Origin of the sequence: Achromobacter sp. ACM04 (assembly GCF_014851465.1) — a bacterium.
GTDB lineage: Bacteria > Pseudomonadota > Gammaproteobacteria > Burkholderiales > Burkholderiaceae_B > Achromobacter > Achromobacter aegrifaciens.
Window position 1 is genome coordinate 219,854 of record NZ_JACUZS010000002.1, and the last position, 26,557, is coordinate 246,410.

Consider the following 26,557-nt stretch of genomic DNA (forward strand, 5'->3'; position numbering starts at 1 on the left):
GAGACCGCGGCGCAGGGCCGCGGAAAGTCAAAGGACCGCGGACGGATGCCGCGAAACCCGGTATTTTACCCGGCGCCGGCAAGGGCTATGTCGCGGAGGCGGAATCCAGCCATTGGTAGCTGGCGGGGTTGTCCGGACAAGGCCCGAAACCGCACTCCAGCGTGGTGCTGCCCACATTGGCCAGCGCCGCCAGGAAAAACAGGGCCATGACCAGCACGCCCAGCACCGACACCGGCTTGCGCAGCATGTTGTCGCCCCATTTGCGGTCGACGGCCAGCATCACGGCGCAGAACACGATGATGGCGGCAAAGGCGATGAACGCCCAGGTGTAGAAGTGCAGGCCCAGGAAGGGCGAGCCGTAGCCCGGATCGCCCGGCGCGATGTGCAGCAGCACTTGCCGGCCGGCGGCCAGCATGCCGCCCAATGCGGCCGCGATGCTCATCGCATAGTGCATGGGCGAAGGCCCCAACCGCATGTTCAGCAAGAAGCCCACGCCCGCAAGCAGCAGCGCCACGCGCTGCAACAGGCACAGCGGACAAGGCAGCTCGTCGTAGGCGATCTGCCAGAAGAAGGCCATGCCCAGGACGCTGGTGACGCCCAGCAGCGCCAGGCCATTGAGGACGCGCGAGCCGCGCGCGGGATTGCGGGAGAAGATCATTGCCCCGCCCTCAGAACGACAAGGCCAGAGGGCTGGTCATGTGGTACTGGCACCAGGCGGCGAACAGCGCCAGCGTCAGCAGCCAGAAGGTCACGCAGGGGCGGCGCCTGCCTAGCATGCCGAACCACACCGCGATCAGGCCAGTCAGGAAAGGCAACATCATTACCATGCTGGGAGCTCCTTTCTGGGGAACGTCCCCATGCAAGCAGCCGGGAATTATAACGTCACAATTCGCAATAAATCCTATCGAAAGCCCTGATAACACTTGCAGGGCAAGCGCTTTTCGGGTCGAAAAAAACCGCTCCATCTGGACCGGCCGCGGTAAGTTGGACGTAAATCCAACTTGCTGGGGGCGAAGCGGTAGGGCTTCGAGCTTGCGGGCGTCAGGGTTCTTTAGCCGCCGAGGCTGCCCTGCGCCATTCCGATGCTCGCCCCGGTGGGGCTGCGCTTCGGATGGCTTCGGGGTCCTCGGCTGGCAATCGCCTAATGCGTTGGCCTCAGACCCCGTTCATAGGTAGATGCTGTAAGCCGGTGTCCGGGTGGAGGGATCCGAAGCGCAGCCCCACCGGGGCGAGCATCGGAATCCCGCAGTCCGGACGCCGGCGACTCAAGAACCCCGCCTCACAACACCGAAGCGGCAGGGCTTCGCGCTTGCGGATGTTGGAGTTCTTTAGCCGCCGAGGCTGCCCTGCGCCATTCCGATGCTCGCCCCGGTGGGGCTGCGCTTCGGATGGCTTCGGGGTCCTCGGCTGGCAGTCGCCTAATGCGTTGGCCTCAGACCCCGTTCATAGGTAGATGCTGTAAGCCGGTGTCCGGGCGGAGGGATCCGAAGCGCAGCCCCACTGGGGCGAGCATCGGAATCCCGCAGTCCGGACGCCGGCGACTCAAGAACCCCGCCTCACAACACCGAAGCGGCAGGGCTTCGCGCTTGCGGATGTCGGAGTTCTTTAGCCGCCGAGGCTGCCCTGCGCCATTCCGATGCTCGCCCCGGTGGGGCTGCGCTTCGGATGGCTCCGGGGTCCTCGGCTGGCAGTCGCCTAATGCGCTGGCTTCAGACCCGTTCATGGGTAGATGCTGTAAGCCGGCGGCCGGGCGGAGGGATCCGAAGCGCAGCCCCACCGGGGCGAGCATCGGAATCCCGCAGTCCGGACGCCGGCGACTCAAGAACCCCGCCTCACAACACCGAAGCGGCAGGGCCTCGAGCTTGCGGATGTCGGAGTTCTTTAGCCGCCGAGGCTGCCCTGCGCCATTCCGATGCTCGCCCCAATGGGGCTGCGCTTCGGATGGCTCCGGGCCGCCTCGGCTACAGTCGCCTAATGCGTTGGTTTTGGACCCCGTTCAGGGGCAGATGCCGTGAGCCGGCGGCCGGGCGGAGGGATCCGAAGCGCAGCCCCACCGGGGCGAGCATCGGAATCCCGCAGTCCGGACGCTGGCGACTCAAGAACCCCGCCCCACAAAACCGAAGTGCGATCCGGATTTTCTTCATCCAGACGCCTTGGGAGCGGGCTTTCCTTACCCGGCAGCGTTCAGGCGACCAGGCGGTCCAAGGCTTCGCGGTACTTGGCGGCGGTCTTTTCCAGCACGTCCTGCGGCAGGCGCGGCGCGGGCGGGGTCTTGTCCCAGGTCTGGGTTTCCAGCCAGTCACGCACGAATTGCTTGTCGAACGACGGGGGGCTGATGCCCACGCGGTAGCCGTCGGCAGGCCAGAAGCGCGAGGAATCCGGCGTCAGCACTTCGTCCATCAGATACAGCGTGCCGTCGTCGTCCAGCCCGAATTCGAACTTGGTGTCGGCGATGATGATGCCCTTGGTGGCCGCGAACTTGGCGGCTTCGGCATACAGTTTGAGGGTCACGTCGCGGATGCGCTCGGCCATTTCCTGGCCGACTTCCTTGACCACGTGGGCAAAGTCCACGTTCTCGTCGTGCATGCCGAACTCGGCCTTGGCGGCGGGCGTGAAGATCGGTTCGGGCAGCTGGCTTGCCTGTTGCAGGCCGGCGGGCAGCTTGATGCCGCAGACGGCGCCGGTGGCCTGGTAGTCCTTCCAGCCCGAGCCGATCAGGTAGCCGCGGGCGACCGCTTCCACCAGGATGGGCTTCAAGCGCTTGACCACCACGGCGCGGCCGCGCACCTGGTCGACTTCGTCCGGCGCGACCACGTCTTCGGGCTTGATGCCGGTGGAGTGGTTCGGCAGGATGTGGGCCAGCTTCTGCAGCCAGAACTCGGTCAGTTCGGTCAGCACCTGTCCCTTGCCGGGGATGGGGTCGTCAAGAATCACGTCAAACGCGGAGATGCGATCCGATGCGACGATCAGCAACTTGTCGTCGCCCACCGCGTACATGTCGCGCACCTTACCGCGGCCCAGCAGCGGCAAGGACTTGATGCTGGATTGATGCAAAGCAGAAGTCACGGGAATGGCCTATGGCAATAATGAAGATTCCCGCCTCGGGCAAGCGCCAGGGCGGGAAGTAGAACGGAATCCGGGAACTGCGGGCAAGGCCGGCGCGGCGCGCGCGGGTCCTGCGAAGCGCATAGGTTACTGCAAATGGGCAGGTTTTGCCGGCCCTCCCCTCGACGCCGCCCGGCGGCCGGGTTAGGCTCTTGCCTCCCCTATGATGCGCGCCGGCCGCCTCTCGCGTCACGGCGCTGACCCCAAGCCGGAGACAAAGCCGTATGCAGGATGCTTCCCTAAAACGCAGCGCCCACGCCGACGCGCAGGTGCACCTGACCGGCGGTTGCCAATGCGGCGCTGTCCGCTACGCCATCACCGATGAACCGATCATGGCGGCAACCTGTCATTGCCGGGACTGCCAATACTCCAGCGGCGGCGCCCCCGCCCATGCCCTGATCTTCCCGACCGGCTCCATCACGCTGTTGCGCGGCAGCCCCAAAGAGCACCGCTACCGCGGCGAATCCGGCCATACCGTGATGCGTAGCTTCTGTGCGGACTGCGGCACTCCGCTGTTCGGCAATTCGGCGGGCATGGGCTATGACATCGTGCGGGCCGGTTCGCTGGACGATCCGGAAGCCTTCCGCGCCCGCGCCACCCTCTGGACCGAGTCGGCCCCGTCCTGGCACCACGTGGACCGTACCGTGCCGCACTTTCCCCGCAACTCGCCGGCGCCCTAGCGGCGGCGCAGACAAAAAAAGGGCGGTCCACCTGGGTGGACCGCCCTTTTTTCGCTTTGGCGCCAGACGCCTTTTGGCGTCATGCGCCTGCGGCAGATGCTTACTGCACCACTTGAGCCAGCTTGCCCGACGCGTATTGCGCGGCGATTTCGGTCAGCGGCAGGGCCTTGATCTTGCTGGCGTTGCCGGCGGTGCCGAATTCGGTGTAGCGAGCCACACAGATCGCCTTGGCGGCGGCGCGGGCCGGCTTCAGGTATTCGCGCGGGTCGAACTTTTCCGGGTTTTCAGCGAAGAAGCGGCGGATCGCGCCGGTCATGGCCAGACGGATATCGGTGTCGATATTGATCTTGCGCACGCCGTACTTGATGGCTTCCTGGATTTCCTCGACGGGCACGCCGTAGGTTTCCTTCATGTTGCCGCCGAATTCGCGGATCTCGGCCAGCAGTTCCTGCGGCACGCTGGAGCTGCCGTGCATCACCAGGTGGGTGTTGGGCAGGCGGGCGTGGATTTCCTTGATGCGGGAGATCGACAGGATGTCGCCGGTGGGCTTGCGCGTGAACTTGTAGGCGCCATGGCTGGTGCCGATGGCGATGGCCAGGGCGTCCAGCTGCGTGCGGCGCACGAAGTCGGCGGCTTGTTCCGGGTCGGTCAGCAGCTGATCCATGGTCAGCTTGCCGTCGGCGCCGTGGCCGTCTTCCTTGTCGCCTTCCATGGTTTCCAGGGAGCCCAGGCAGCCCAGTTCGCCTTCGACCGTCACGCCCAGCTTGTGGGCGGTGTCCACGACCTTCTTGGTCACTTCGACGTTGTAGTCGTAGTCGGCGATGGTCTTGCCGTCTTCCTTGAGCGAGCCGTCCATCATGACGCTGGAGAAGCCCAGGTCGATGGCGCCTTGGCAGATCTTGGGCGACTGGCCGTGATCCTGGTGCATGACCACGGGGATGTGGGGATAGGTTTCCACGGCGGCCTGGATCAGGTACTTCAGGAAGCCTTCGCCCGCGTATTTGCGCGCGCCGGCCGAGGCCTGCATGATCACCGGGCTGTCGGTCTCCGCAGCGGCTTCCATGATGGCCTGGACCTGCTCCAGGTTGTTGACGTTGAAAGCGGGAATGCCGTAGCCGTGCTCGGCGGCGTGGTCGAGCAACTGGCGCATGGAGACTAGGGCCATGAGTGGTCCTCCTTAGGTACTGTCTATTGAAAGATGATTGAAGACTTGCTGAATGGGGTGATTTTACGGGGGATTCGACGAAAGGTCTTGCAACCGCCCGTATCCGGTCCATTCAGATGAGCACGAAAGGCTCAGGCCAGCCTTCGGCTCCCCCGAAGGACCGATGGCGCGGCGGCTTGCGCCGCGCCAGAAACCGCAGCGCCTACGGCCGACCGGCGTGCGGCACGTCCACCCGGGTCATCAGGATGCAGCCTTCGTGCCTGGCCCGGCGGTTGGCCTCGATGAAGTCGGGCGCGGCCGCCATGAACAGGGTCCGGCCGTCCGGCCCGCCCAGGGCGGCGGCGAAGATGCCGAATTCGCCGGTGTCGATCTGCTCCAGGATCTTGCCGCCGCGCGCCACGCGCACGATGCGCTTGCCGATGGCGTCTGCCACCCACAAGGCCCCTTCCGCGTCCAGCGCGCCGCCGTCCGGTCCGATGGCGGAGGCGGCGATCAACACGCCCAGGTCGTCGCTGGCCGGCAAGGGGCCGAAATCGGCCCAGTCGCGGCGCGGCCCCAGCCCGCCATCGGCCAGGATGTCGAACTCGGAAATGCGGTTGCCGAAGGTTTCGTTGACGATCATGGTCTTGCCGTCCGGCGTGATGAACGAACCGTTGGGAAAGCACAGTCCGTCGGCCACCTGGCGCGCCGAGCCCTCGGGATCGACGCGCACGATGCCGGTATTGCGGACCGGCTCGCCCGCCATCAGGTCGAAACCGAAATTGCCCACATAGGCCCGACCCTGCGCATCCACCACCATGTCGTTGACCGGGCCTCCGGTGTACGCCGACAGGTCGGCGTGCACGGCCAGCGTGCCGTCCGTCTCGCGCCGCAAGAGCTTGCGATCCTTCATGGACGCGATCAGCAGGCGGCCGTCCGGCAGCCAGCCCAGCCCGGACGGCTGCTGCGGCACCTTGCAGATCTGCTCGACCTTGCCATCCAGGTCCACGGCGATGACCTGCTCGGTATAGAAGTCCGACGCCCACAAGCGGTTTTCGTGCCAGCGCAGCCCCTCCAGATAGGTGTATCCGGACGCCAGCACGGACAATTCGCGTTTCGGCATTGCCTGGTCTCCTTGTGCGGCCCCGCGCAGGGGCCTGTTGTTCGTGTTGCCCTGCGCCGCTGCCGCGCACGCCGGGATCGGCCCATTCTGGCATGAGCGCGAGCGATAGCGCAGCAGTTCCAAATTGATACAACTTCGGCATCGCCGGTCCCGAAGCCGCTCCCGGGTAAGCCGCCTTATCCGTCCCCGATCTGACAACTGCGTGTCAGGTGCGCGGCGTTAAGATCGCGCCCCAAGGGTAAACCCGGACCTCTCGGCCTACCCTGGCATTCCCTCTCCGGATCCTCTTGCCCGCCTCTTGCCGGCGCGCCCGCCCTGCCGGGCCAGGCAAACGATCCCTGTTTTCCGTTTTGATCATGAACACTAAGAAGCTGACGCGTTACATCGGCATCGCCATGGTGCTGGGCATCGTGGTGGGCTATTTCTGCCACAACTACGCGCAGAACGAGAAAGAGGCCTTGCAGATCGCCTCGTACTTCAGTCTCGTCACCGACATCTTCCTGCGCATGATCAAGATGATCATCGCGCCGCTGGTCTTCGCCACCCTGGTGACCGGCCTGGCCAGCATGAGCGACGCCAGCGCCGTGGGCCGCATCGGCATGCGCGCCATGGTCTGGTTCATCGCCGCCTCGGCCCTGTCGCTGCTGCTGGGCCTGGCGCTGGTCAACATCTTCCAGCCCGGCGCGCACATGAACCTGGCGCTGCCGGACGCGAACCTGACCTCAGGCCTGAAGACGGGCGACTTCACGCTCAAGGCCTTCATCACGCACGTATTCCCGCGCAGCATCGCCGAGGCCATGGCCAACAACGAGATCCTGCAGATCCTGGTGTTCTCGCTGTTCTTCGGCGCCGCCCTGTCCTTCATCCGCGGCAAGGGCCACAACACCATCTACAACCTGATCGACGAGCTGGCCAAGATCATGTTCCGGGTGACGGACTACGTGATGCGCTTTGCGCCCCTGGGCGTGTTCGCCGCCATGGCCGCCGCCATCACCACCGAGGGCCTGGGCGTGCTGGTGAGCTACGGCAAGCTGATAGGCGAGTTCTATCTGGGCCTGGCGCTGCTGTGGGCCATTCTGTTCGCCGTGGGCTATCTGTTCCTGGGCAAGTCGACCTTCCGCCTGGGCGGTTTGATCAAAGAGCCCACGCTGCTGGCGTTTTCCACGGCCAGCAGTGAATCGGCCTACCCTAAGACCATCGAGGCGCTGACGCGTTTCGGCGTGCCCAAGCGCATCTCGGGCTTCGTGCTGCCGCTGGGCTACTCCTTCAACCTGGACGGCTCGATGATGTACCAGTCCTTCGCGGTACTGTTCATCGCCCAGGCCTACAACATCCAGATGAGCTTTACGCAGCAGCTGACCCTGCTGCTGGTGCTGATGGTGACCAGCAAAGGCATGGCCGGCGTGGCGCGCGCCTCGCTCGTGGTGGTGGCCGCGACCCTGCCGATGTTCCATCTGCCGGAAGCGGGCCTGCTGCTGATCATGGGCATCGACCAGTTCTTCGACATGGGCCGCACCGCCACCAACGTGGTCGGCAACAGCCTGGCCACCGCCGTGATCTCCAAGCTGGAAGGCAATCGCGAAGACACGGCCGATACCGAGTCCGCCGCGGCCGAGGAAGCCCCCGCGGGCCAGGCCGCACGCCAGAACGCCTGACGCAGCGGGCAATGAAAAACGGGCCGCATGGCCCGTTTTTTTCATGGCTAGCGCCAGCTTGACCGGCGCCATGGCGGGGAGCAACATATAAGCCCTTCGCTCCCCATCCCGGCGCGGCGCGCATGGGCGCCACGCTCAGTCCTCATGCCATGAAACGCCTTAGCCTGCGCTGCGCCCTGGCAGCCGCGGCCCTGATGTCCGCCGCGCCCGCCTCCCACGCCTGGACCCGCATTTCCTGCGAGCTGGGCGGCACCGTGGCCAACCTGCCCGTGGTGATGCGCCAGTACCGCACCGACGGTACGGAACTGACGCAACTGATATTTCGCTTGAAGGTCAGGAACGCGGACATCCCCGATGGCGCCCGCGCCGATACCGACTGCACCGAATTCGTCGGCCGCGAGATCGACGTGGTGCTGGAGAACACCGCCGCCAACACGGTCCGCAAGGGCAAGACCCTGAAGATGCTGTACCGCTATGACGATTCGCTGGGCCAGAGCCAGGCGACGAAGTTCGAGCTGGACCGGCCCTAGGCGCTGTACGCCCTAGTCGTTGACCGAGCACGAGACGGGCGCGCCGTCCTCGAATTCCACGTCGTAGGTGTGCACCGGATCCCAGGGCAGCGTGAACCACAGTTCATAGCCGTCGCCGTCTTCGTCGAACAGCCACAGCGCGCGCAGCACGGCATGCTGGGCCATGGCTTCGGGAGTTTCTTCCTGCAGCAGCTGGTTGTCGTCCAGGCCGAGCTTCTTGTAGTGCTCGTAGGAGTAGTTTTCCAGCAGGAATTCGGCCGCAGCCAGGATCTGGTCGTCGAGGTCGTCGATGATGGCCTTGACCACCTTGGACGCGCTGCTGTCGGGTTCTTCGCCGTCAGTCTGGATCATCACGTGGATGGGCGGACGGCCCTTGCCGGCGGCGACGTTCTCCGCGGCCCACAGATCGGGTTCCTCGGGATCCTGGGTGAAATTGAATCGTGCCATCGCAAACTCCGGAAAAAGGGCCGGCGCACCGCGGAAATCGCGGCCGCGCCTTTCCCGTCATTTAACCAGATGCACGGCCTCCCGGCTGCGCATATCGGCGATGTTTTTGCGACAGGCCGGCCTTGCGCGGACAGCGTTCAGACACGCTCCAGCGGCAGGTGCGGCAGGTCGGGCAGCGCCACGAGGATGGGATCGCCGGCGCTCACCGTGCCGCCTTCGATCACGATGCCCATGATGCCGGCGCGGCGCATCAGGCTGCCGTCCGGATGGCGGCCCAGCACAGCGGCGGTCAGGCCCTGCTGGTAGTTGTCGAGCTGGGAGCAGGGATTGCGCAGACCGGTGATCTCGACCACCGCATCCGCGCCGATATGCAGGCGCGCCCCGCGCGGCAGGCCCAGCAGGTCGATGCCGCGGGTGGTGATGTTCTCGCCCATGGTGCCTTCGGCCACGTTGAAACCGGCAAGCTGCAGCTCGTCGTGCAGCTCGCCGTGGATCAGGTGGACCTGCCGCAGATTGGGCTGGGCGGGATCCGCCTTGACGCGGGAGCGGTGCTTGACCGTAACGCCCATGTGGGCGTCGCCTTCCACGCCCAGCCCTTTCAGCAACATGATGGCCGGCACCACCGGCTTGCTGAACCCGTGCGTCGGGCTGCAGGCCACGGCTGTCACGATGGGATGCAACACATCTCTCTCCAGGAACCGGTTCAGGCCGCCACGGCCTGCTTTTCGGACGCCCGCTGCTCGCTGGCGCGCACGGGCGGATAGTGCGCCGAGAATACCAGCCGCCCCGCCGACCAGGTATGGCTGATCAGCGGCTGCGTGCCCACTTGCGCCACCGCCACCAGGTCCGCGCGCAGCCCCGGCGCGATGCGCCCGCGGTCGGACAGGCCGCAAGCCTGCGCCGGATTCAGCGTCACCAGCGCGACCGCCTGTGGCAGCGTCAGGTCGGTCTGAGCCGCCACCGTGTAGGCGGCGGCGATCAACGCCGACGGCTGGTAGTCCGAACACAGGCAGCTGGCCACGCCCGCGCGTATGGCATCGATGGCGCGCATGGAACCGCTCTGGCTCTGGCCGCGCAGCACGTTGGGCGCGCCCAGTATGGTGGGCAGTCCGCAGGACACCGCGGCGCGCGCGGTATCCAGGGTGATCGGGAATTCGCTCATCGCGACGCCCAGGTTGCGCATGGTGGCGATGCGCTGGATCGAATCGTCGTCGTGGCTGGCGGTGGGGATGCCCAGTCCCTGCGCATGCGACAGCAGCGCCTCCACCCGCGCCACCGCGCCATCCTTGGCGCGCGTCTTGGCCTGCGCGGCCTCCTCGGCCTGCTCGCGGCTCATGGCATGGTTGCCCATCATGTACTGCAGATAGGACTCCAGCGTCTTGAACTGGCCCTGCCCCGGAGAATGGTCCATCACCGACAGCAGGTCCACCGCGCCCTCGTCCATCAGCGCGCGCAGCACGTCCACCGAGGACGCGTCGGTGACTTCGTAGCGGCAGTGGACGCGGTTGTCGACCAGGCTGTGCTGGCCGAAGGCGCGCACCGTGCGCACCACTTCCGCCGCCGTCTGGTTGTTGCGCACGCCCCACTCGCTGTTGGCGAAGGACAGCGCGTGATACGGCGTGGTGATGCCGGCCGCGGCATTGCGGCGGTCCACCTGGGCCACGGCAAAATCCAGCGGAAACAACACGCGCGAACGCGGCTCGGCTTCCTTTTCGATGGCATCGCAATGCAGGTCGATCAAACCAGGCAGCAAGGTCTGGCCACGGAGATCGATCTCGCGGTCCGCGCGCGCGCCGGCAGGTTCGATGGCGACGATGCGGCCATCGTCGATCAGCACGGCGCTGTCCTCCAGGATGCGGTCCTGCAGTACCACGCGGGCATGGGTGAGATAGGTGCTCTGCATCATTGCTCCAGGTCGGCCAGGGCGGGTTGGGCGGGACGCAAGGCCAGCGTCTGCGTGGCGACTGCATCGCGCACTTCGGCGTCGTGGAAGATGCCCAGCAGGCAGCGGCCTTCTGCCATGGCCTCGCGGATCAGCGCGATCACGACCTGGCGGTTGTCCGCGTCCAGCGACGCGGTGGGTTCATCCAGCAGCAGGATGGGATGGCGCGCGATGAAACCGCGAGCGATATTCACGCGCTGCTGCTCGCCGCCCGAGAACGTGGCGGGCGCCAGTCCCCACAGGCGCGGCGGCACGTTCAAGCGTTGCAGCAGGGCTGCTGCGCGGGAGCGGGCTTCGTCGGCCTCCACGCCCGCTGCGCGCAGGGGTTCGGCCACCACGTCCAGCGCCGACACGCGCGGAATCACGCGCAGGAACTGGCTGACGTAGCCGATCACCTCGCGCCGCAAGGCCAGAATGCGTTGTTCGGGGGCGCCGGCCAGCTCCACCCATTCGTCGTTCCAGCGCACCCGGATGCTGCCTTCGGTCGCCAGATAATTGCCGTACAGGCAGCGTAGCAGGGTGCTCTTGCCGGTGCCGGACGGTCCCGCCAGCACCAGGCAGTCGCCCGCCGCCGCGTCGAAGTCGACCGACTCCAGCACGGGCAGGCGCATGCCCCCCTGGTTATGCAGGGTGAACATCTTTCCGAGGCCCCGCACCTCGATCATGGGAGTCTTTTCAGGCATGGTCAGCTCTGCAAAATGGAGGACACCAGCAACTGGGTGTAGGGATGCTGCGGATCGTCGAGGATCTGATCGGTCAGGCCGCTTTCGACCACTTCGCCGCCGCGCATCACCAGGGTCCGATGCGCCAGCAGGCGCGCCACGGCCAGGTCGTGGGTCACGACGATCGCAGCCAAACCCAGATCGGCCACCAGCTGACGCAGCAGGTCCAGCAAGCGCGCTTGCACCGATACGTCCAGCGAAGCCGTGGGTTCGTCCATGAACACCAGGCGCGGGTGCGTCACGAGGTTGCGGGCGATCTGCAAGCGCTGCTGCATGCCGCCCGAAAACGAGGTGGGCCTGTCATCCAGCCGTCCCGCGTCGATCTCCATCTTCTGAAGCCAGTTGCCAGCGGCCTGACGCAAGTCGCCGTAATGCCTGTCGCCCACGGCCATCAACCGCTCCGCGATGTTGGCGCCCGCGCTGACCTGCATGCGCAGGCCGTCGCGGGCGTTCTGCCGCACGAAGCCCCAGTCGGTGCGCGACAGCAGGCGCAGGCGTGCGCCGGGCAGCGCGGCCAGGTCGGTAAAGCCCTGGTCGCGGGTGTCGTACCAGACGCTGCCCGCGTCCGGCCTGGTCTGGTACGACACGGCCGACAGCAGCGTGCTCTTGCCGGAACCGGACTCGCCGACCACGCACAGGACTTCGCCCGGATACAGATCGAAGTTGACGTTGCGGCAGCCGTGCACGCCGTCCCAGGTGCGCGTCATGTTGCGCACTGAAAGCAAAGGTTGGGCGTTCATGCCGCGGTCTCCTGGTTGGCTTGCTGTTGCGCCTGCCGGTCGTTGCAGTACTCGGTGTCGGAGCAGACGAAGCGGCGCGTGCCGGCGTCGTCCAGGATGATTTCATCCAGATAGCTCTCGCGCGATCCGCACAGGTCGCAGCATTCGTTCCAGGTCTCGACCCTGAACGGATGGTCCTCGAAGTCCAGGCTCTTCACCTGCGTGTAGGGCGGCACCGCGTAGACGCGCTTTTCGCGGCCCGCGCCGAACAGCATCAGCGCAGGACTGCGGTCCAGCTTGGGGTTGTCGAACTTGGGGATGGGCGAAGGCCGCATCATGTAGCGTCCGTTCACGATGACAGGATAGTCATAGGTGGTGGCGATATGGCCGTGCTGCGCGATGTCCTCGTACAGCTTGACGTGCATGCCGCCATATTCGGCCAGCGCGTGCATGGTGCGCGTCTCGGTTTCGGAAGGCTCCAGCCAGCGCAGCGGTTCAGGAATGGGCACCTGGAACACCATGATCTGCCCTTCCGCCAGCGGCGTCTCGGGGATGCGGTGGCGGGTCTGGACGATGGTGGCGGCAGAAGTGGATTCCGTCGTCGCCACGCCCGTGACACGGCCGAAGAAGCGGCGGATGTTGATCGCGTTGGTGGTGTCGTCCGAACCCTGGTCGATCACCTTCAGCACGTCGTTTGCGCCAATGATGGACGCCGTGACCTGGATGCCTCCAGTGCCCCAGCCATAGGGCAGCGGCATTTCGCGGCTGCCGAAAGGCACCTGGTAGCCGGGGATGGCGACGGCCTTGAGCAAGGCGCGGCGCAGCATGCGCTTGGTGGATTCGTCCAGATAGGCGAAGTTGTAGTGGTCGTCGCGTTCGACCGTTGCGTGTTGCGTAGTCATGGGGAAACCGCCTCGTCCATCAGATCGTTGCGCGCGGCCTCGGGCGCGGCGCGTTCGGCGCGCATGCGCCGCAACAGTTCAAGATTGGCCTGGAAGTCCACGTAGTGCGGCAGTTTCAAGTGCTGCACGAAACCGGAGGCTTCGACGTTGTCGCTGTGATAGAGCACGAACTCGTGATCATTGGCAGGCGAATCGGCGCGTTCGCCCAGGTCGCGCGCCTTCAGCGCGCGGTCCACCAGCGCCATCGACATGGACTTGCGTTCGCCATAGCCAAAGGTCAGCCCATAGCCCCGGGTGAACTTCGGGCCTTCCTCGGCGCTGCCCGCGAACTGGCTGACCATCTGGCATTCGGTGATCTCGATCTCGCCCACGGTGACGGCGAATCCCAATTCCTCGATGTGCATTTCCACCTCGAGCGCGCCGTAGCGGATCTCGGCGGCGAAGGGGTGGGTATTGCCGTAGCCGCGCTGGGTCGAATAGCCCATGGACAGCAGGAAACCTTCGTCTGCGCGCGCCAGGTTCTGCAGGCGGGCCGCGCGCGAGGCCGGGAAATCCAGCGGCTGCCGGGTCAGGTCGAAGGGTTCGGGATCGCCTTCGGGCACGGCTTCCGCGTCGATCAGGTCGTCATGCGCCAGCAGGTCGGTGACGCGCGGCATCGCGCTATCCAGCGCCTCGCCGCCCGGCGGCAAGGCGTCGGCTTCGCGCTGCGCTTCGAGCGAGAAGTCCAGCAGACGCTGGGTGTAGTCGTAGGTCGGTCCCAGGATCTGGCCGCCAGGCACGTCCTTGAAGGTGGACGAGATGCGGCGCTGCAGGCGCATGCGGCCGGTGTCGATGGGCTGGGTATAGCCAAAGCGCGACAAGGTGGTGCGGTAGGCGCGCAGCAGGAACACCGCTTCGATCAGGTCGCCCGCGGCCTGCTTGATGGCCAGCGCCGCCAGTTGCGGATCGTAGAGCGAGCCCTCCGCCATGACCCGCGATACCGCCAGCGGCATCTGTTCGCGGATCTGGTCCAGGCTCAGCTCGGGCACTTCGCGGTCGCCGCGCCGGTAGTCGTCCAGCATGCGGTAGGAATTGAGGATGGCGCGTTCGCCCCCTTTTACGGCTACGTACATGTCAGTTCTCCTTGCGCGTGCTGCGCGGCAGTGCGCAGATCCGACGCTCGTGCGTCAGGAACACGTCGACACCGAGCGGAAACCGTTGATGATTGAGACGCCACTCGCGCCAGAAACCCTCGGGCAGCCCTGCCGCATGCAGCAGCTGCTGGCTCTTGATACCCGGGCCGCTGAGGATGGCGGGTTCCCCGCCCGACAGGGATTCGACCTCGATCAGCAAGGTGGTAGACAGATCGGGATAGGCCGGATCGCCCTGGTGGCAAGCCGAAAGCGCCGGCGCCTTGCTGCCAGCCGGCACCGCGGCAAAACGCGCGAGCGAGGGCGATGGCACGATGGGGCAGGCGCAATGAAATCGCAGAAACGCGATCGCGTCCGCGCTGACGGTTTCAGGCAGCCAGAGCGGCGTGTCCACGTCCACCAACGTCAGCAGCAGCGCGGTCATGGCAGGCGACAGGCCCGCCGGCACGCCGGTTTCGATCAGGATTTCATGGATGCGGCCCGGGTGGGCCATGGCGTCCAGCGCGGCGCGGAACGTGGCCTGCGCGTCGCCGACGGGATCCGCGAATCCGGGGAGCAGCGCCCGGCCCGAGGCCGCGGCGGCTTGTATCTGTTGCTGCATGTCAGTCCTCGCCTCGCACCATCGTGAAGAATTCCACCTTGGTCTGCGCCGCCACGCGGGCCTGGCGCTCGACCCGTTCGGCATGCAGGCGGGCCAGCGGCTGGATCAGCTGTGCCTGCACCGTGTCATGCCATTCCGGCAGTTGCAGCAGGGCGTCGGCCACGGCCGCCTGCTCGGCATGGCGCTGCGAGCGGCCCTGCACATAAGCCACGCCCACCACGCCCTCGCCCATCGTCACCGCGCAACGTGTCACGCTCATTTCGCCCAGGTTGAAGCGGGCCCCAGTGCCGCCGCTGCGGGCGCGCACCATGGCCATGCCGGTTTGCGCGGGGCGCAACGTCTGGTGTTCCGGCTTGCCCGCCAGCGCGCAAAAAGCGCCATCCAGCGCGGCCGGATCGGCCAGCGCCAGCACGCGCATCCAGGCGGCGCGTTGCGCGCCCGCCGCATCCTGCCCTGTCTTGGGGTGATCCATCTTTTTCCTCTAAACGTCTAGACGACCGGATGGAGTATGATCGCTCCGAAATGGAAGTTCAACAGCCTGGCGTGAATTTTTGATGACAGTTGCAGCGCGTCCGCAGCGCCTTTGCGGCCGCCGCTGCATGGTGCACAATCACTGCCATTCTTCATGAAGCTGATGTGACAGCACGAGCACACCCTATGGTCGAAAGAGGTTCCGGCATCGCCGTCTGGCGGCAAATCGGCGAAGCGCTGGCGGACGATATCCGCAACAAGCTCTATGCGGCAGGCGAACAGCTGCCGTCCGAGCCCGAGCTGGCCGCCAAGTTTTCCGTCAACCGCCACACCATCCGCCGCGCGATGGGCGAACTCGAACAAGGCGGCCTGGTCCGCATCGAACAAGGCCGCGGCACCTTCGTCCAGGAACACGCGATCGACTACGCCATCGGCAAGCGCACGCGCTTTTCCGAGAACCTGCGCAGCCAGGGCATGCTGGGCCACCAGGAAGTCCTGGGCAGCCAGAGCCTGCGCGCCGGCGACATCGCCAAGCACCTGGGCCTGACGCGTACCGCGCCGCTGTTGCGCGTGCAGATCGTAGGCAAAGCCGAGAACCGCCCGATCAGCGTCTCGGAACATTTCTTCGACGAAAAGCGCTTCCCCGACTTCGCCGACCGCCTGGCGTCGCTGCGCTCGATCTCCAAGGTCTATGCCCACTATGGCATCGGCGACTACACGCGCAAGTGGTCGCGCATCACCGCCGCCCTGCCCACGCCCGAAATCGCCCGCCTGCTGGGCCAGCCCAAGACCCGCCCCATTCTTCAGGTGGAGGCCTTGAATGTGGACCAGGAAGGCTCGCCGCTGCAATATAGCGTGGCGCGCTTCGTGGGCGACATGGTCCAGCTGATGGTGACGGACGACAGCTGACGCAAGGCCGCCGCCTGCGCGCGCAGGCGGCGCGGAAGACTCCGGCCAACGGATTAACTCATCTAGACATCTGGTTGTAATGCAATCCCGCTAACGTCACGCCATGAACACACACACGCACGCCCCCTCGCCCTTGGCCGGTGTCACAGGCCAACGCATCCTGACGCCGCGCGGCGTCGAACAGGCCAGCCTGCGGTTCCATGGCGGACTGATCGAAGGCTCCGCCGCCGCCGCGCCGCGGGGCGCGCCCTGGTTCGACGCCGGCGATCTGCTGGTGTTGCCCGGCATCGTGGACCTGCACGGCGACGCCTTCGAGCGCGCAGTCATGCCGCGGCCCAGCGTGACCTTTCCGTACGACAGCGCCCTGTTCGACGTGGACCGCCAGCTGCTGGCCAACGGCATCACCACCGAGTTCCATGGCGTGACCCTGTCCTGGGAAGGCGGGCTGCGCGGCGAGGCTTACGCCGAACGCATGTTCGACGCGCTGGAAAGAATGCGCTATCTCATGGGCGCGCGGCACTATGTGCACCTGCGCTTCGAAACCCATCACGTGGGCGGCCTGGATATTGCCCAGCAATGGATACGCGACGGCCGCGTGCGCTTCCTGGCGCTGAACGACCACCTGCCCAGCATGGCGCGCCGCCTGGGCGACGAGCGCAAACTGATGCAGTACGCCAACCGCGCCGAGTGCGACCTCGACGTCTTCCAGGACCGGATCCGCGCCGCCATGGCAGCCGCCGATTCGGTGGCGGACGCCATGCGCGAGCTGACCGGCTGCGCGCAGGAAGCGGGCTTGAAGGTGGCCTCGCACGACGATCCGGACGCCGCCACCCGCCGCTACTACCACCAGCTGGGCTGCGGCGTGGCGGAGTTTCCGCTGACCCGCGAGGCCGCCGGCGTGGCCCGCGACCTGGGCGATTCCGTGGTCTTCGGCGCGCCCAACGTCGTGCGCGGGGGCAGCCACACCGGCGCGCCCAGCGCCACCGAAATGGTCCGCGCGGGCCTGTGCGACATCCTGACGTCCGACTATTACTACCCCGCCCCGCTGGCCGCGGTGATGAAGCTGGCCAACGACGGCGTGCTGCCGCTGGCGCAAGCCTGGGATCTGGTGTCCTTGAATCCGGCCCGCGCCGCCGGCCTGAAGGATCGCGGCGCGCTCGCGCCCGGACTGATCGCCGACGCCATCGTGGTGGATGACCAGGTGCCGGGGCTGCCCCGCGTCTGCGCCGCGATCGTGGGCGGCGAACTGCGTTACGCCACGCGCGCCTTCGACGACAGCCACAGCCAGCGCATGGCGGCCTGACCATGCCCCTCGCCCATCGCTACGCCCTGTACCTGGCGCCCACCGGCCCCTGGCGCGAACACGGCAGCCGCTGGCTGGGCCGTTGCGCCGACACCGGCTTGGCGCTGCCGCCGCGGCCGGGCCAGAACGCGGAAGCGCGCAACTGGACCGAAGCGCCGCGCCACTATGGCTTGCACGCCACGCTGAAGCCGCCCTTCCGCCTGAACCCGGGCGCAAGCCCCGAACAGGTCGACGCGGCCGCCCGCCAGTTGGCCGCAGGCGGCACGCCGTTCTCGTTGGAACTGGAATGCGAACCGCTGCGCGGCTTCCTGGCCTGGCGCATCGCTGCGTCCGACACGCAGGGACGCGTGCGGATCCAGGCCCTGGCCGAAGCCGCCGTGCGCGACCTAGATCCCTTGCGCGCGCCGCCCACGCCCGAGGAAACCGCGCGCCGCCAACCGCAATCGCTCAGTCCGGCGCAGCAAACCATGCTGGCGCGCTGGGGCTATCCGTACGTATTCGATACCTACGTCTTCCACATTACGTTGACCGGCAAGCTGCAAGGCGAGGCGCTGTCGCAAGCGCAGGCCGAAATCGCCGCGTTCGCCGATCCCTTGCGCGGGCAGCCCATGGCCGTGCCCGGAGTCAGCGTCTACGTGCAGCCCGCGCCGGGCGCGGACTTCGTCGCGGCGAGGCACTACGGTTTTGATGGTTCCAGCATCGATGCGGCTGGAGCCGGCTATCTGCAAGGACCGGCGGCGGCATGAGCGCCTCGGTTCCCGCCGACGGCGCCAGGCTGATCTACCTGATGGGCGCTTCGGGCAGCGGCAAGGACACCTTGCTGCGCCTGCTGCGCGCCGAGCTGCGCGGCGATGAGCCCGTGCTGGTCGCGCATCGCTACATCACCCGCGACAGCGGCGCCACCGAAGACGCGCTAAGCCTGACCGAAGACGAGTTCGGACGCCGCGCCGCCCTGGGCTGCTTTGCCCTGCGCTGGGCCAGCCACGGCCTGCACTACGGCATCGGCATCGAAATAGACGCCTGGCTGTCATGCGGCGCCGCGGTCATCATCAACGGCTCGCGCGCGCACCTGGAACAGGCGCACTCGCGCTACCCGGCCTTGACCGCCGTGGAAGTCACGGTTGATCCCGGCCAGCTCGTCAGTCGCCTGGCGGGACGCGGGCGGGAAAGCGCGGAACAGATCGCGCAGCGCCTGGCGCGGGCGACGCAGGCATTCCCCGTACCGCCACAATGCCGCTTGCTGCGCGTCAGCAACGATGCCGCCCCGGAAACCGCTGCCGCCGCACTGTTGAACATCGCCCGCGACAAGCTCAACGCCTAGCGCCGCCGTTCAACGCGGGTCGCCCTGGCCCCAGGGCGCCGCGGCGTCTCCGCACAGATCCAGCAGGATCTCGGAAAAGCATTCCTCCGCTGCGAGCGGCTGTTCGCGCTTGCGCCGTATCAGGTTGATCGGCGGCAACTCCCAGCCGAAGTCCCAAGGCACCATGCCCAGCTTGCCGCGCTGGCAGAGTTCGCGCGCGATGTCTTCCGGCACCACGGAGATAAGGGTCTCGTTCATCGTCAGCATGCCTTCGATCACGTCGGTGGAGTACGCCTCCAACACGGGGGATGGCGGCTGCAATTCGGCGCGGATGAAGTGCTCCACGATCAGTTGGCGCGTGGGAGTGTTGGCTGCTGGCAGCACCCAGTCCATCGCCGCCACCGCGGCCCAGTCCGGCTTGCGCCGCGCCAGCCGCTGCGCAAGCCGGCCATGCGCGATCAGGCGCGGCCGCTGGCGGTACAGCACGCGGTGGATCAGATCCTCCGGCGCCACGGTCGAGGTGGCGCGGCTGATGATGCAGTCCAGTTCGTGCCGGCGCAGCATGGGCACCAGATGGTCGGTGGTGGCGCGGTGCAGGCTGAGCGTCACGCCGTGGCGCTGGTGCAGGCGGCTGATGGCCGCCGTCAGCAAGGCGCTGGACACGTAGGGCACCACGCCCACCTGCAGATGCGCGGAACGGCCGGCGTGCAGGGCCTCGACCTCGCGCGCCCACAGGTCCAGGTCGCTGAGCATGTGGCGCGCGCGCACCAGGGCCAGGTCGCCCAGCGGCGTGGGTTGCAGGCCGCGACCGGTGCGCGTGAACAGCGGCGCGCCGAAGATGCCCTCGATCTCCGTGAGCGCCTTGGTGACGGCGGGCTGGCTGATGCCGGCCGCGGCGGCCACGCGCGTGAGCGAGCCGTGCCTGGCGATTTCGATCAGCAGCGCCAGGTGGCGATGCTTGAGACGGTTGGCGAGACGGGCGGCATCCCAGGTCACGATCTTTCCTATAACCAATTGGTTATTCAATTATGCCAAAAAAGGAAAAATCAGTTATTTCATGACCCTATACTGCAAGCATCCCCTGCTGCCCGGACCGGCCTCATGAGCGCATCCTTCACCACCCGCCCCGAAATACGCGGCACTTTCGGCGTGGTCTCTTCCACCCATTGGCTGGCCTCGCAAGTGGCCATGAGCGTGCTGGAGCGCGGCGGCAATGCCTATGACGCGGCGGTCGCGGGCGGCTTCACGCTGCAGATCGTGGAACCGCACCTGAACGGTCCGGGCGGCGAAGTGCCCATCCTGCTCTGGAGCGAACGGGAACAGCGCATGCGCGCGCTCTGCGGCCAGGGCCCCGCGCCCGCGCTGGCCACGCCCGCCTATTTCCGCGGCCTGGGCCTGGACCTGGTGCCCGGCATCGGCCTGCTGCCCGCCACGGTGCCCGGCGCCTTCGGCGCCTGGCTGACCCTACTGCGCGACTACGGCACCTGGGAACTGGCCGATGTGCTGCGCCCGGCGATCGACTATGCGCGCAACGGCTTTCCGCTGGTGCCGCGCATTTCGCAGGCCATTCTGGCGGTGCAGGCGCTGTTCCGCGACGAATGGACCAGTTCGCGCGAGGTCTGGCTGCCGGACGGCCGCGTACCTGCGCCCGACGCGCTGTTCCGCACGCCCGCCATCGCCGCCACCTATACCCGAATCCTGGACGAGGCGCACGCCCGCAGCACCGACCGGCGCGGCCGCATCGATGCTGCGCTGGAGGTCTGGTACCGCGGTTTCGTGGCCGACGCGATCGACGACTATTACACGCAGGCCGAGGTACGCGATACCACGGGCCAGCTCAACCGCGGCCTGCTGCGCAAATCCGATCTGGCCGATTGGCGCGCCACCTACGACGAGCCTCTGACTGTCCAATACGGCCGCTACACCGTGGCCAAGTGCGGGGGCTGGTCGCAAGGCCCGGTCCACCTGCAGCAACTGACGATACTGCGGCACCTGGGCCTGGACGGGCTGGAGCCGACCTCGCCGCAATTCGTGCACTACGTGGCCGAGGCGGCCAAGCTGGCTTTCGCCGACCGCACCGCCTGGTACGGCGACCCTGCCTGCACGCAGGTGCCGCTGGCCGCTTTGCTCAGCGATGAGTACGCCCGCTCCCGCGCGGCAGGCATCGGCGCGCACGCTTCGTCCGAGTTCCTGCCGGGCAGCCCTGGCGGCCAGACACCGCGCCTGCCCGACCTGGACGCAGCCGTGCGCACCCTGGCTGCCTCCGACACCCGCTTCGGCGTGGGCGAACCGACCTTCGCCGCACTGCCGCCGGTAGCCGAATGGGCGGCGCGCGAGATCTTCGTGGGCGATACCTGCCAGATCGACGTCATCGACCGCGACGGCAATATGGTGGCCGCCACGCCGTCGGGCGGCTGGCTGTCGTCCAGCCCCGTCGTGCCCGGCCTGGGCTTCCCGCTGACCACGCGCCTGCAGATGACCTGGCTGGACGAAGGCGTGCCGGGCCAACTGCAACCGGGCAAGCGTCCCTGCACCACGCTGTCGCCCGGCCTCGCGCTGCGCGACGGGCAGCCTTACATGGCATTCGGCACGCCGGGCGGCGACCAGCAGGACCAATGGACGGTGGCATTCTTCCTGCGCCATGTCATGGGCATGAATCTGCAGGAGGCGATCGAAGCGCCCTCCTGGCATATCGATCACTTCCCGGGCTCGTTCTGGCCGCGCAGCCTTACCTTGAACCGGCTGACCGTGGAATCGCGCATGCCGGCCGCCACGCTGGAGGCGCTGCGCGCGGCGGGCCACGAGGTCAAGGTGGGGCCGGACTGGTCCGAAGGCCGCATCAGCGCCTGCACCCGCGAGCCTGCCGCGGGCGGCGGCCTGCTGCTGCGCGCCGGCGCCAACCCGCGCGGCATGCAGGGCTATGCCGCCGGCCGCTGAACCTGTTTCATTCAACCGGCATGCAGACCGGATATCAAGCAAAGGGGTAAACACCATGAAACTGCAATTCAAACGACTGCTGCGCTCGTTCGCGCTGGGGTTGGCGCTGGCCGCGCCCGCGCTCACCCACGCCGCGTGGCCCGAAAAACCCATCACGCTGATCGTGCCGTGGGCTGCGGGCGGCTCCACCGACATCCTGGCGCGCGTGCTGTCCGAAGGATTGACCCAGTCGCTGGGCCAGCCCGTCATCGTGGAAAACCGCTCGGGCGCGTCCGGCAACATCGGCACCACCTTCGTGGCGCGCGCCAAGCCGGACGGCTACACCTTGCTGGTGGGCTCGATGAGCACGCACACGATGAACCAGGCGCTCTACTCCAGCATGCCGTTCGACGGTGTGAAGGACTTCACGCCCATCGCCGAGCTCGCGCTGGTCACCAACACCCTGGTGGTGAACCCGTCGGTCCCCGCGTCCAACGTGAAGGAGTTCATCGCCTACCTGAAGGCCAATCCCGGCACCGTGGCCTATGCCTCCGCCGGCCAGGGCTCCACCAACCATCTGAGCGCCGCGCTGTTCGAGAAGGCCGCCGGCGTGAAGATGATGCACATCCCCTATCGCGGCGGCGCGCCCGCGGTGCTGGACACCGTGGCCGGCCGCACGCAGGTGCTGTTCAGCGCCGGCACGCAGACCCTGCCGCATGTGCAGAACAACAAGCTGAAGCTGCTGGCCGTCACCGAGGAAGCGCGTTCGCCGCTGTTGCCCGAGGTGCCCACGGTAGCCGAGACCTTGCCGGGCTACGAGCTGTCGGTCTGGTACGGCGCCTTCGGCCCGGCAGGCATGCCGCCCGAACTGACCGCACGCCTGAACCGCGAGATCAACCTGATCCTCAAGCGTCCCGAAGTCATCAAGAAAATGGGCGACATGGGCGTGCTGCTGACCGAGACCACGCCGGAGCAATTCGGCCAGATCCTGGCGCGCGACGCCGACAAGTACGGCAAGCTGATCAAAGAACTGGGAATCACCGCCGAATGACCGTGAGCATCCAATCCACCGCGCCGGCGCAGGCCGGCGTGGCCGCCATCGCCCGGGCCTACGCGGCCGCCGATCCGGTCGCGGCCTTGCGCGCCATCGACGCCCATGCGCACGCCGCGCTGGCGCACACGCTGTGCACGGTCAACCGCTATGACGCGCAGGCCATGCGGGTGCTGCGGCTGTATAGCTCCAACCCCGAGGCCTATCCGCCCGGCGGCAGCAAGGACAAAAGCGGCACCGCCTGGGGCCGCCACGTCCTGCTGGAGCAAAAGCTGTTCGTCGGCGAAGGCGAGGACGCGATCCGCGAATTCTTCGACGACCATGACGCGATCCAGCGTCTGGGCCTGCGCTCGGTCATCAATGTGCCGGTGGTGTACGGCGGGGTCTGCCTGGGCACCGTCAACTTCCTGATGCCGCGCGCGGCGGTTTCGGATGCCGATGTGCAGGCCGCGCAGCTGGCGGGCCTGCTGGCGCTGCCTGCGTTCCAGGCGCTGCTTCCGCAGTCCTGAGGCCGCGGGGCCCGCCCGGGCCCCGCGCATGCTCAGATGAGCGCGCGCCGGATGCGCGCCGACGCCATGTCGATGATGACCACGAAAGCCACGATGATGATCATCACGGCGCAGGTTTCGGCGTAGCGGAAACTGCGGATGATCTCCCACAGCACGGTGCCGATGCCGCCCGCGCCGACGATGCCGACCACCGAGGCCGAACGCACGTTGGATTCGAAGCGGTACAGCGAATACGAGATCCACAGCGGCAGCACCTGCGGAATCACGCCGTAGACGATTTCCTCCAGCGCGTTCGCGCCGGTGGCGCGCACGCCTTCCACCGGACGCGGATCAATGGCCTCGACGGCTTCCGAGAACAGCTTGGCCAGCACGCCGGTGGTGTGCACCCACAGCGCCAGCACGCCGGCGAACGGGCCCAGCCCGACCGCCACGATGAACAGCATGGCGAACACCATTTCGTTGATGGCGCGGCACGCGTCCATCAGGCGTCGCATGGGCTGGTACACCCAGGCCGGCACCATGTTCGACGAGCACAGCAGCCCCAGCGGCACGGCGACCACGATGGCCAGGAAGGTGCCCCAGACCGCGATCTGCACGGTGACGATCATCTCGTCCAGGTACATGCGCCAGTCGCGGAAATTGGGCGGAAAGAAGTCGGCGGCGAACTGGGCCATATTGCCCGAATCGCGCAGCAGGTCCAGGGGCCGCATGTCGGCGCCCTTCCACGACATGACCAGCAACGCCAGCACGACGGCCCATACGAGCAGGACTGGCAGCGAGGAGCGCGGCGCGGCGGAAAGGCGGGAGGTCTGCATGGCTACGTTCATAGAAAAGGCGATCCGCTAGTTGGGTTTCAGTTGCGGGCAAGCCGGCGCGCCCCGCGGCGCGCCGGCTTGCCGCTTGCAGGCTTATTGCTTGGCGGCGGGCTGGCCCAGGCTGGCCAGCTTGCTGTCCAGCTCGGCCAGCTGTTTCTGCTTTTCGGCCTGGCCCAGCGTGGCGTCGGCTTCGACCTTGGCCTTCTCGCGCGCCAGTTCGATCTGGCGGATCGGCACCAGCTGCTGGTTGTCGGAGGCGCGGAAGCCCTGGTAGGTCAGCGCCTTCAGGTTGGCCAATTCGCGCTCGGCGTCCTTGCCCTTGCCGTAGTTGACGAAGAAGTCGCGGATGCGGACCTTCAGGTCTGCCGGCAGGTCGGTGCGCATGACCAGCGGATCGGCGGGGATCAGCGGCGACTTCCACAGCACGCGCACGCTGTCGTTTGCATCCTTGCCCGTGTTCAGGCGATAGCGCTCCAGCGCCTCGGTGTTGTTGACGGCCACGTCGACCTGCTTGTTGATGACCGACAGCAGATTGGTTTCGTGGTTGCTGGCGCGCACCGTCTTGAAGAAGGTCTTGGGTTCGATCTTGTTGGCGGCCCACAGGTAGTAGCCGGGCACAGCCGTACCCGAGGTCGAATTGGGATCGCCCGCGCCGTAGCTCAGCGTGCCGCCGCGCTTGAGCACGTCGTCCAGGGTCTTCAGGTTGCTGTCCTTGTTGACGATCAGCAGCGACCAGTAGCCGGGGTTGCCGTCCTTGTCGATGACGGAGGCGAACACCTCGCCCTTGGCGCGGTCCACCGCCTCGATTGCGGACTTGTTGCCGAACCAGCCCATCTGCACCTTGTTGAAGCGCATGCCTTCGATGATGCCGGCATAGTCGGACGCGAAGAAGGGCTTGACCGGTACGCCGATCGCGCGGCTCAGGTCGTCGATGACCGGCTGCCATACGGACTTCAGGTTGGTCGACGATTCCGTCGAGATGATGCCGAAGTTCAGGGTCTTGGCGTCTTGCGCGTAGGCCTGCGCGGACAGGGCCGCGGCGGCGATCAGGGTGACAAAGGTTCTGCGTAGCATGGAAGGCTCCGGGGGGAAATGGGTCGGGATATCAGGCGGCTTGCGCCAGGCGGGACAGCGGCGCCATGCCGGGCATGGCCGGCGCTTGCGGCGCATATTCGGGAAGGAGTTCGCTCAATTCGGAGCCATACAGGTCGCTCAGCATCGAAGGCGTGAGCGCGGCGGAGGGGCCGTCATAGACGACCTTGCCATGGCGCAGCGCCACCACCCGCGGGCAGTAGCGCAGGGCCACGTCCACCTGGTGCAGCGACACCACTACGGCCACCTTGCGGCCGCGGTTGATCTGGGCCAGCGTGTCCATCACGCGGCGCGAGGATTCCGGATCCAGCGAGGCGATGGGTTCGTCGGCCAGGATGACGCGGGCGTTCTGCACCAGCGTGCGGGCGATGGCCGCGCGCTGCTGCTGGCCGCCGGACAGCGTCGAGGCGCGCTGAAATGCGTAGTCGTCTATACCAACCTGGGCAAGCGCTTCGAGGCCTTGCTGCACTTCGCCGCGCAGGAACCAGCGCGTCAGGCTGCGCCACAACGGCACGCGCGGCAGCAGCCCGGTCAGCACGTTGGTGATGACCGGCAGGCGACCGACCAGATTGAATTGCTGGAACACGAAACCGATGCCGGCGCGCGCGGAGCGCACATCGCGGCTCAGGCGGCCATCGCGCTGGATCATGCGGCCGTTTACGGCCACGCTGCCCGAGTCGCCGGCCACGAAACCCGACAGATGGCGCAGCAGCGTCGACTTGCCCGAACCCGAGGCGCCGAGCAAGGCCACCATCTCGCCGTCGGCCACTTGCAGGTTCACGCCGTCCAGCGCCTTGGCGCCGGCGTGGAAGCTCTTGCTGAGCCCTTGTACTTCGATGGCGTAGGTCATCGTTGAATCCCCTTGGATGTGTTCATGGCGGCATTCTGTTTTCGCGGCATGACAGCACGATGACCTGGGAATCGATTCATTTGGCTGAAAATAGGGACACTGGAACGATCTGAAAGACGTTCGTCACAAAGGCCGTCTCCGGCCCGGCGCGCCGCAGGTATATTGGGGATATTCCCCACCAGCCTGGCGTTCATCATGATCAAAGGTTCCTGCCTGTGCAGCCGCGTCGCCTACGAGATCACGGGTCCGCTCACCGACGCCCTCAACTGCCATTGCACGATCTGCCGCAAGGCGCATGGCGCGGCATTCCGCAGCCGGGCGACGGTCCAGGTCAAGGACTTCGCCTGGACCCGCGGAGAAAACCACGTCACCTGGTACTGCTCGTCCCCGGGCAGCTACCGCGGCTTTTGCGAAGCCTGCGGCACGCCCCTCCTGACCCGCTTCGACCAGACGCCGGACGTCTACGGCCTGCCTCTAGGTCCGCTGGACGACGACCCGGGCATCAAGCCGGCAGCCCACTGCCACGTGGCCAGCAAGGCGCCCTGGTTCGACATCACCGACGGCCTGCCGCAGTACCCCGATGCGTATGGGGCGATGGAAGAAGACCATCCGCAGGCGGTTACATAAAAATTCAACCGAGC

General features: G+C 66.8%; 29 protein-coding genes. 11 read left to right on the plus strand and 18 right to left on the minus strand.

Translation table 11 applies throughout. The annotated features are described in order from the left end of the window. Positions 1-85 precede the first annotated feature (85 nt). The 3 genes from IB259_RS11745 to IB259_RS11755 form a co-directional block, all read right to left on the minus strand. Positions 86-658 (minus strand): disulfide bond formation protein B, encoded by a 573-nt coding sequence (locus IB259_RS11745; RefSeq protein WP_054451470.1) that lies wholly within the window; start codon positions 656-658, stop codon positions 86-88. A 10-nt stretch (positions 659-668) separates the two neighbouring features. After that, positions 669-827 carry a DUF5993 family protein gene (locus tag IB259_RS11750; RefSeq protein WP_013395673.1) on the minus strand — a complete coding sequence of 53 codons (159 nt, stop codon included), beginning with the start codon at positions 825-827 and terminating at the stop codon, positions 669-671. Between the two features lie 1,357 nt (positions 828-2,184). Continuing rightward, the gene (locus tag IB259_RS11755; RefSeq protein ID WP_049075485.1) at positions 2,185-3,066 is read right to left on the minus strand and encodes a phosphoribosylaminoimidazolesuccinocarboxamide synthase; all 882 of its coding nucleotides are present in this window, start codon (positions 3,064-3,066) and stop codon (positions 2,185-2,187) included. 263 nt (positions 3,067-3,329) lie between these two features. On the opposite strand from IB259_RS11755, the gene IB259_RS11760 reads away from it, so the two are divergent. Further along, positions 3,330-3,785 (plus strand): GFA family protein, encoded by a 456-nt coding sequence (locus tag IB259_RS11760; RefSeq protein ID WP_054451472.1) that lies wholly within the window; start codon positions 3,330-3,332, stop codon positions 3,783-3,785. Between the two features lie 100 nt (positions 3,786-3,885). Here IB259_RS11760 and fba read toward each other — a convergent pair whose 3' ends face one another. Both fba and IB259_RS11770 read right to left on the minus strand, forming a co-directional pair. Then, positions 3,886-4,950, minus strand: a complete 1,065-nt coding sequence (gene fba, locus IB259_RS11765; RefSeq protein ID WP_013395676.1) for a class II fructose-bisphosphate aldolase — start codon at positions 4,948-4,950, stop codon at positions 3,886-3,888. Between the two features lie 202 nt (positions 4,951-5,152). Next, the gene (locus IB259_RS11770; RefSeq protein WP_192329102.1) at positions 5,153-6,052 is read right to left on the minus strand and encodes an SMP-30/gluconolactonase/LRE family protein; all 900 of its coding nucleotides are present in this window, start codon (positions 6,050-6,052) and stop codon (positions 5,153-5,155) included. A 356-nt stretch (positions 6,053-6,408) separates the two neighbouring features. On the opposite strand from IB259_RS11770, the gene IB259_RS11775 reads away from it, so the two are divergent. Both IB259_RS11775 and IB259_RS11780 read left to right on the plus strand, forming a co-directional pair. Further along, entirely contained in the window at positions 6,409-7,707 is a 1,299-nt protein-coding gene (locus IB259_RS11775; protein ID WP_119450666.1) for a dicarboxylate/amino acid:cation symporter, read from the plus strand. Between the two features lie 149 nt (positions 7,708-7,856). Next, positions 7,857-8,237, plus strand: a complete 381-nt coding sequence (locus IB259_RS11780) for a hypothetical protein (protein WP_225596846.1) — start codon at positions 7,857-7,859, stop codon at positions 8,235-8,237. Positions 8,238-8,249: 12 nt separating this feature from the next. Here the strand turns inward: IB259_RS11780 and IB259_RS11785 are convergent, their stop codons facing one another. From IB259_RS11785 to phnG, 9 genes are all read right to left on the minus strand, one after another. Further along, positions 8,250-8,684 carry a hypothetical protein gene (locus tag IB259_RS11785; RefSeq protein ID WP_054451475.1) on the minus strand — a complete coding sequence of 145 codons (435 nt, stop codon included), beginning with the start codon at positions 8,682-8,684 and terminating at the stop codon, positions 8,250-8,252. 137 nt (positions 8,685-8,821) lie between these two features. Continuing rightward, complete coding sequence (locus IB259_RS11790) at positions 8,822-9,364, minus strand: MOSC domain-containing protein (protein ID WP_119450665.1); 543 nt, start codon at positions 9,362-9,364, stop codon at positions 8,822-8,824. A 23-nt stretch (positions 9,365-9,387) separates the two neighbouring features. Continuing rightward, positions 9,388-10,587, minus strand: coding sequence for an alpha-D-ribose 1-methylphosphonate 5-triphosphate diphosphatase (locus tag IB259_RS11795; protein ID WP_054451477.1), 1,200 nt, complete (start codon positions 10,585-10,587; stop codon positions 9,388-9,390). Continuing rightward, entirely contained in the window at positions 10,587-11,309 is a 723-nt protein-coding gene (gene phnL / locus IB259_RS11800; RefSeq protein WP_054451479.1) for a phosphonate C-P lyase system protein PhnL, read from the minus strand. The genes IB259_RS11795 and phnL overlap by 1 nt, the downstream gene beginning before the upstream one ends. Positions 11,310-11,311: 2 nt before the next feature. Further along, a complete protein-coding gene (phnK, locus tag IB259_RS11805) occupies positions 11,312-12,088 on the minus strand; it encodes a phosphonate C-P lyase system protein PhnK (protein ID WP_013395684.1) in 777 nt (258 codons plus the stop codon). Beyond that, positions 12,085-12,969 (minus strand): alpha-D-ribose 1-methylphosphonate 5-phosphate C-P-lyase PhnJ, encoded by an 885-nt coding sequence (locus tag IB259_RS11810; protein WP_175181919.1) that lies wholly within the window; start codon positions 12,967-12,969, stop codon positions 12,085-12,087. The genes phnK and IB259_RS11810 overlap by 4 nt, the downstream gene beginning before the upstream one ends. Next, positions 12,966-14,081 (minus strand): carbon-phosphorus lyase complex subunit PhnI, encoded by a 1,116-nt coding sequence (locus IB259_RS11815; RefSeq protein WP_054451483.1) that lies wholly within the window; start codon positions 14,079-14,081, stop codon positions 12,966-12,968. Before IB259_RS11815 ends, IB259_RS11810 begins: the two co-directional genes overlap by 4 nt. A 1-nt stretch (position 14,082) precedes the next feature. Beyond that, a complete protein-coding gene (gene phnH, locus IB259_RS11820; RefSeq protein WP_054451484.1) occupies positions 14,083-14,700 on the minus strand; it encodes a phosphonate C-P lyase system protein PhnH in 618 nt (205 codons plus the stop codon). Between the two features lies 1 nt (position 14,701). After that, on the minus strand, positions 14,702-15,172 hold the full coding sequence (gene phnG, locus IB259_RS11825) for a phosphonate C-P lyase system protein PhnG (protein WP_088142251.1): 471 nt from the start codon (positions 15,170-15,172) through the stop codon (positions 14,702-14,704). A 185-nt stretch (positions 15,173-15,357) separates the two neighbouring features. Here phnG and phnF point away from each other — a divergent pair, with 185 nt between their 5' ends. The 4 genes from phnF (at position 15,358) to phnN (ending at position 18,704) form a co-directional block, all read left to right on the plus strand. Beyond that, a complete protein-coding gene (gene phnF / locus IB259_RS11830; protein ID WP_054451488.1) occupies positions 15,358-16,080 on the plus strand; it encodes a phosphonate metabolism transcriptional regulator PhnF in 723 nt (240 codons plus the stop codon). Positions 16,081-16,183: 103 nt separating this feature from the next. Further along, the gene (locus IB259_RS11835; RefSeq protein WP_119451063.1) at positions 16,184-17,383 is read left to right on the plus strand and encodes an alpha-D-ribose 1-methylphosphonate 5-triphosphate diphosphatase; all 1,200 of its coding nucleotides are present in this window, start codon (positions 16,184-16,186) and stop codon (positions 17,381-17,383) included. 2 nt (positions 17,384-17,385) lie between these two features. Beyond that, positions 17,386-18,129 (plus strand): DUF1045 domain-containing protein, encoded by a 744-nt coding sequence (locus tag IB259_RS11840; protein WP_192329103.1) that lies wholly within the window; start codon positions 17,386-17,388, stop codon positions 18,127-18,129. Beyond that, a complete protein-coding gene (phnN, locus tag IB259_RS11845; RefSeq protein WP_192329104.1) occupies positions 18,126-18,704 on the plus strand; it encodes a phosphonate metabolism protein/1,5-bisphosphokinase (PRPP-forming) PhnN in 579 nt (192 codons plus the stop codon). Before IB259_RS11840 ends, phnN begins: the two co-directional genes overlap by 4 nt. A 9-nt stretch (positions 18,705-18,713) precedes the next feature. Here the strand turns inward: phnN and IB259_RS11850 are convergent, their stop codons facing one another. Further along, complete coding sequence (locus IB259_RS11850) at positions 18,714-19,679, minus strand: LysR family transcriptional regulator (protein WP_175212454.1); 966 nt, start codon at positions 19,677-19,679, stop codon at positions 18,714-18,716. 105 nt (positions 19,680-19,784) lie between these two features. Between IB259_RS11850 and IB259_RS11855 the strand changes: the two genes are divergently transcribed. From IB259_RS11855 to IB259_RS11865, 3 genes are read left to right on the plus strand one after another with little or no spacing between them, the layout of a single operon-like run. Continuing rightward, the gene (locus IB259_RS11855; protein ID WP_192329105.1) at positions 19,785-21,620 is read left to right on the plus strand and encodes a gamma-glutamyltransferase family protein; all 1,836 of its coding nucleotides are present in this window, start codon (positions 19,785-19,787) and stop codon (positions 21,618-21,620) included. A 55-nt stretch (positions 21,621-21,675) separates the two neighbouring features. Then, entirely contained in the window at positions 21,676-22,650 is a 975-nt protein-coding gene (locus IB259_RS11860) for a tripartite tricarboxylate transporter substrate binding protein (protein WP_054451502.1), read from the plus strand. Continuing rightward, entirely contained in the window at positions 22,647-23,159 is a 513-nt protein-coding gene (locus tag IB259_RS11865) for a GAF domain-containing protein (protein WP_192329107.1), read from the plus strand. The genes IB259_RS11860 and IB259_RS11865 overlap by 4 nt, the downstream gene beginning before the upstream one ends. Before the next feature lie 32 nt (positions 23,160-23,191). Here IB259_RS11865 and phnE read toward each other — a convergent pair whose 3' ends face one another. From phnE to phnC, 3 genes are all read right to left on the minus strand, one after another. After that, positions 23,192-23,986 (minus strand): phosphonate ABC transporter, permease protein PhnE, encoded by a 795-nt coding sequence (phnE, locus tag IB259_RS11870; RefSeq protein ID WP_054451506.1) that lies wholly within the window; start codon positions 23,984-23,986, stop codon positions 23,192-23,194. A gap of 81 nt (positions 23,987-24,067) precedes the next feature. Next, entirely contained in the window at positions 24,068-25,048 is a 981-nt protein-coding gene (phnD, locus tag IB259_RS11875; protein ID WP_054451508.1) for a phosphonate ABC transporter substrate-binding protein, read from the minus strand. Between the two features lie 31 nt (positions 25,049-25,079). Then, positions 25,080-25,916: a phosphonate ABC transporter ATP-binding protein gene (gene phnC / locus IB259_RS11880; protein WP_175162104.1), complete on the minus strand. Its 837-nt coding sequence runs from the start codon at positions 25,914-25,916 to the stop codon at positions 25,080-25,082. Positions 25,917-26,111: 195 nt separating this feature from the next. Here phnC and IB259_RS11885 point away from each other — a divergent pair, with 195 nt between their 5' ends. Then, positions 26,112-26,543, plus strand: a complete 432-nt coding sequence (locus tag IB259_RS11885) for a GFA family protein (RefSeq protein WP_054452219.1) — start codon at positions 26,112-26,114, stop codon at positions 26,541-26,543. Positions 26,544-26,557: the final 14 nt, after the last annotated feature.

Coding starts and splice junctions, on each gene's coding strand:
- IB259_RS11795 (WP_054451477.1), bottom strand. CDS start 10,587: ATGCAGAGCACCTATCTCACCCATGCCCGCGTGGTACTGCAGGACCGC.
- phnC (WP_175162104.1), bottom strand. CDS start 25,916: ATGACCTACGCCATCGAAGTACAAGGGCTCAGCAAGAGCTTCCACGCC.
- IB259_RS11860 (WP_054451502.1), top strand. CDS start 21,676: ATGAAACTGCAATTCAAACGACTGCTGCGCTCGTTCGCGCTGGGGTTG.
- phnD (WP_054451508.1), bottom strand. CDS start 25,048: ATGCTACGCAGAACCTTTGTCACCCTGATCGCCGCCGCGGCCCTGTCC.
- IB259_RS11785 (WP_054451475.1), bottom strand. CDS start 8,684: ATGGCACGATTCAATTTCACCCAGGATCCCGAGGAACCCGATCTGTGG.
- IB259_RS11855 (WP_192329105.1), top strand. CDS start 19,785: ATGAGCGCATCCTTCACCACCCGCCCCGAAATACGCGGCACTTTCGGC.
- fba (WP_013395676.1), bottom strand. CDS start 4,950: ATGGCCCTAGTCTCCATGCGCCAGTTGCTCGACCACGCCGCCGAGCAC.
- phnG (WP_088142251.1), bottom strand. CDS start 15,172: ATGGATCACCCCAAGACAGGGCAGGATGCGGCGGGCGCGCAACGCGCC.
- IB259_RS11885 (WP_054452219.1), top strand. CDS start 26,112: ATGATCAAAGGTTCCTGCCTGTGCAGCCGCGTCGCCTACGAGATCACG.
- IB259_RS11745 (WP_054451470.1), bottom strand. CDS start 658: ATGATCTTCTCCCGCAATCCCGCGCGCGGCTCGCGCGTCCTCAATGGC.
- IB259_RS11780 (WP_225596846.1), top strand. CDS start 7,857: ATGAAACGCCTTAGCCTGCGCTGCGCCCTGGCAGCCGCGGCCCTGATG.
- IB259_RS11865 (WP_192329107.1), top strand. CDS start 22,647: ATGACCGTGAGCATCCAATCCACCGCGCCGGCGCAGGCCGGCGTGGCC.
- phnL (WP_054451479.1), bottom strand. CDS start 11,309: ATGCCTGAAAAGACTCCCATGATCGAGGTGCGGGGCCTCGGAAAGATG.
- phnH (WP_054451484.1), bottom strand. CDS start 14,700: ATGCAGCAACAGATACAAGCCGCCGCGGCCTCGGGCCGGGCGCTGCTC.
- IB259_RS11810 (WP_175181919.1), bottom strand. CDS start 12,969: ATGACTACGCAACACGCAACGGTCGAACGCGACGACCACTACAACTTC.
- IB259_RS11760 (WP_054451472.1), top strand. CDS start 3,330: ATGCAGGATGCTTCCCTAAAACGCAGCGCCCACGCCGACGCGCAGGTG.
- IB259_RS11815 (WP_054451483.1), bottom strand. CDS start 14,081: ATGTACGTAGCCGTAAAAGGGGGCGAACGCGCCATCCTCAATTCCTAC.
- IB259_RS11770 (WP_192329102.1), bottom strand. CDS start 6,052: ATGCCGAAACGCGAATTGTCCGTGCTGGCGTCCGGATACACCTATCTG.
- IB259_RS11840 (WP_192329103.1), top strand. CDS start 17,386: ATGCCCCTCGCCCATCGCTACGCCCTGTACCTGGCGCCCACCGGCCCC.
- phnE (WP_054451506.1), bottom strand. CDS start 23,986: ATGAACGTAGCCATGCAGACCTCCCGCCTTTCCGCCGCGCCGCGCTCC.
- phnN (WP_192329104.1), top strand. CDS start 18,126: ATGAGCGCCTCGGTTCCCGCCGACGGCGCCAGGCTGATCTACCTGATG.
- phnK (WP_013395684.1), bottom strand. CDS start 12,088: ATGAACGCCCAACCTTTGCTTTCAGTGCGCAACATGACGCGCACCTGG.
- IB259_RS11775 (WP_119450666.1), top strand. CDS start 6,409: ATGAACACTAAGAAGCTGACGCGTTACATCGGCATCGCCATGGTGCTG.
- phnF (WP_054451488.1), top strand. CDS start 15,358: ATGGTCGAAAGAGGTTCCGGCATCGCCGTCTGGCGGCAAATCGGCGAA.
- IB259_RS11835 (WP_119451063.1), top strand. CDS start 16,184: ATGAACACACACACGCACGCCCCCTCGCCCTTGGCCGGTGTCACAGGC.
- IB259_RS11750 (WP_013395673.1), bottom strand. CDS start 827: ATGGTAATGATGTTGCCTTTCCTGACTGGCCTGATCGCGGTGTGGTTC.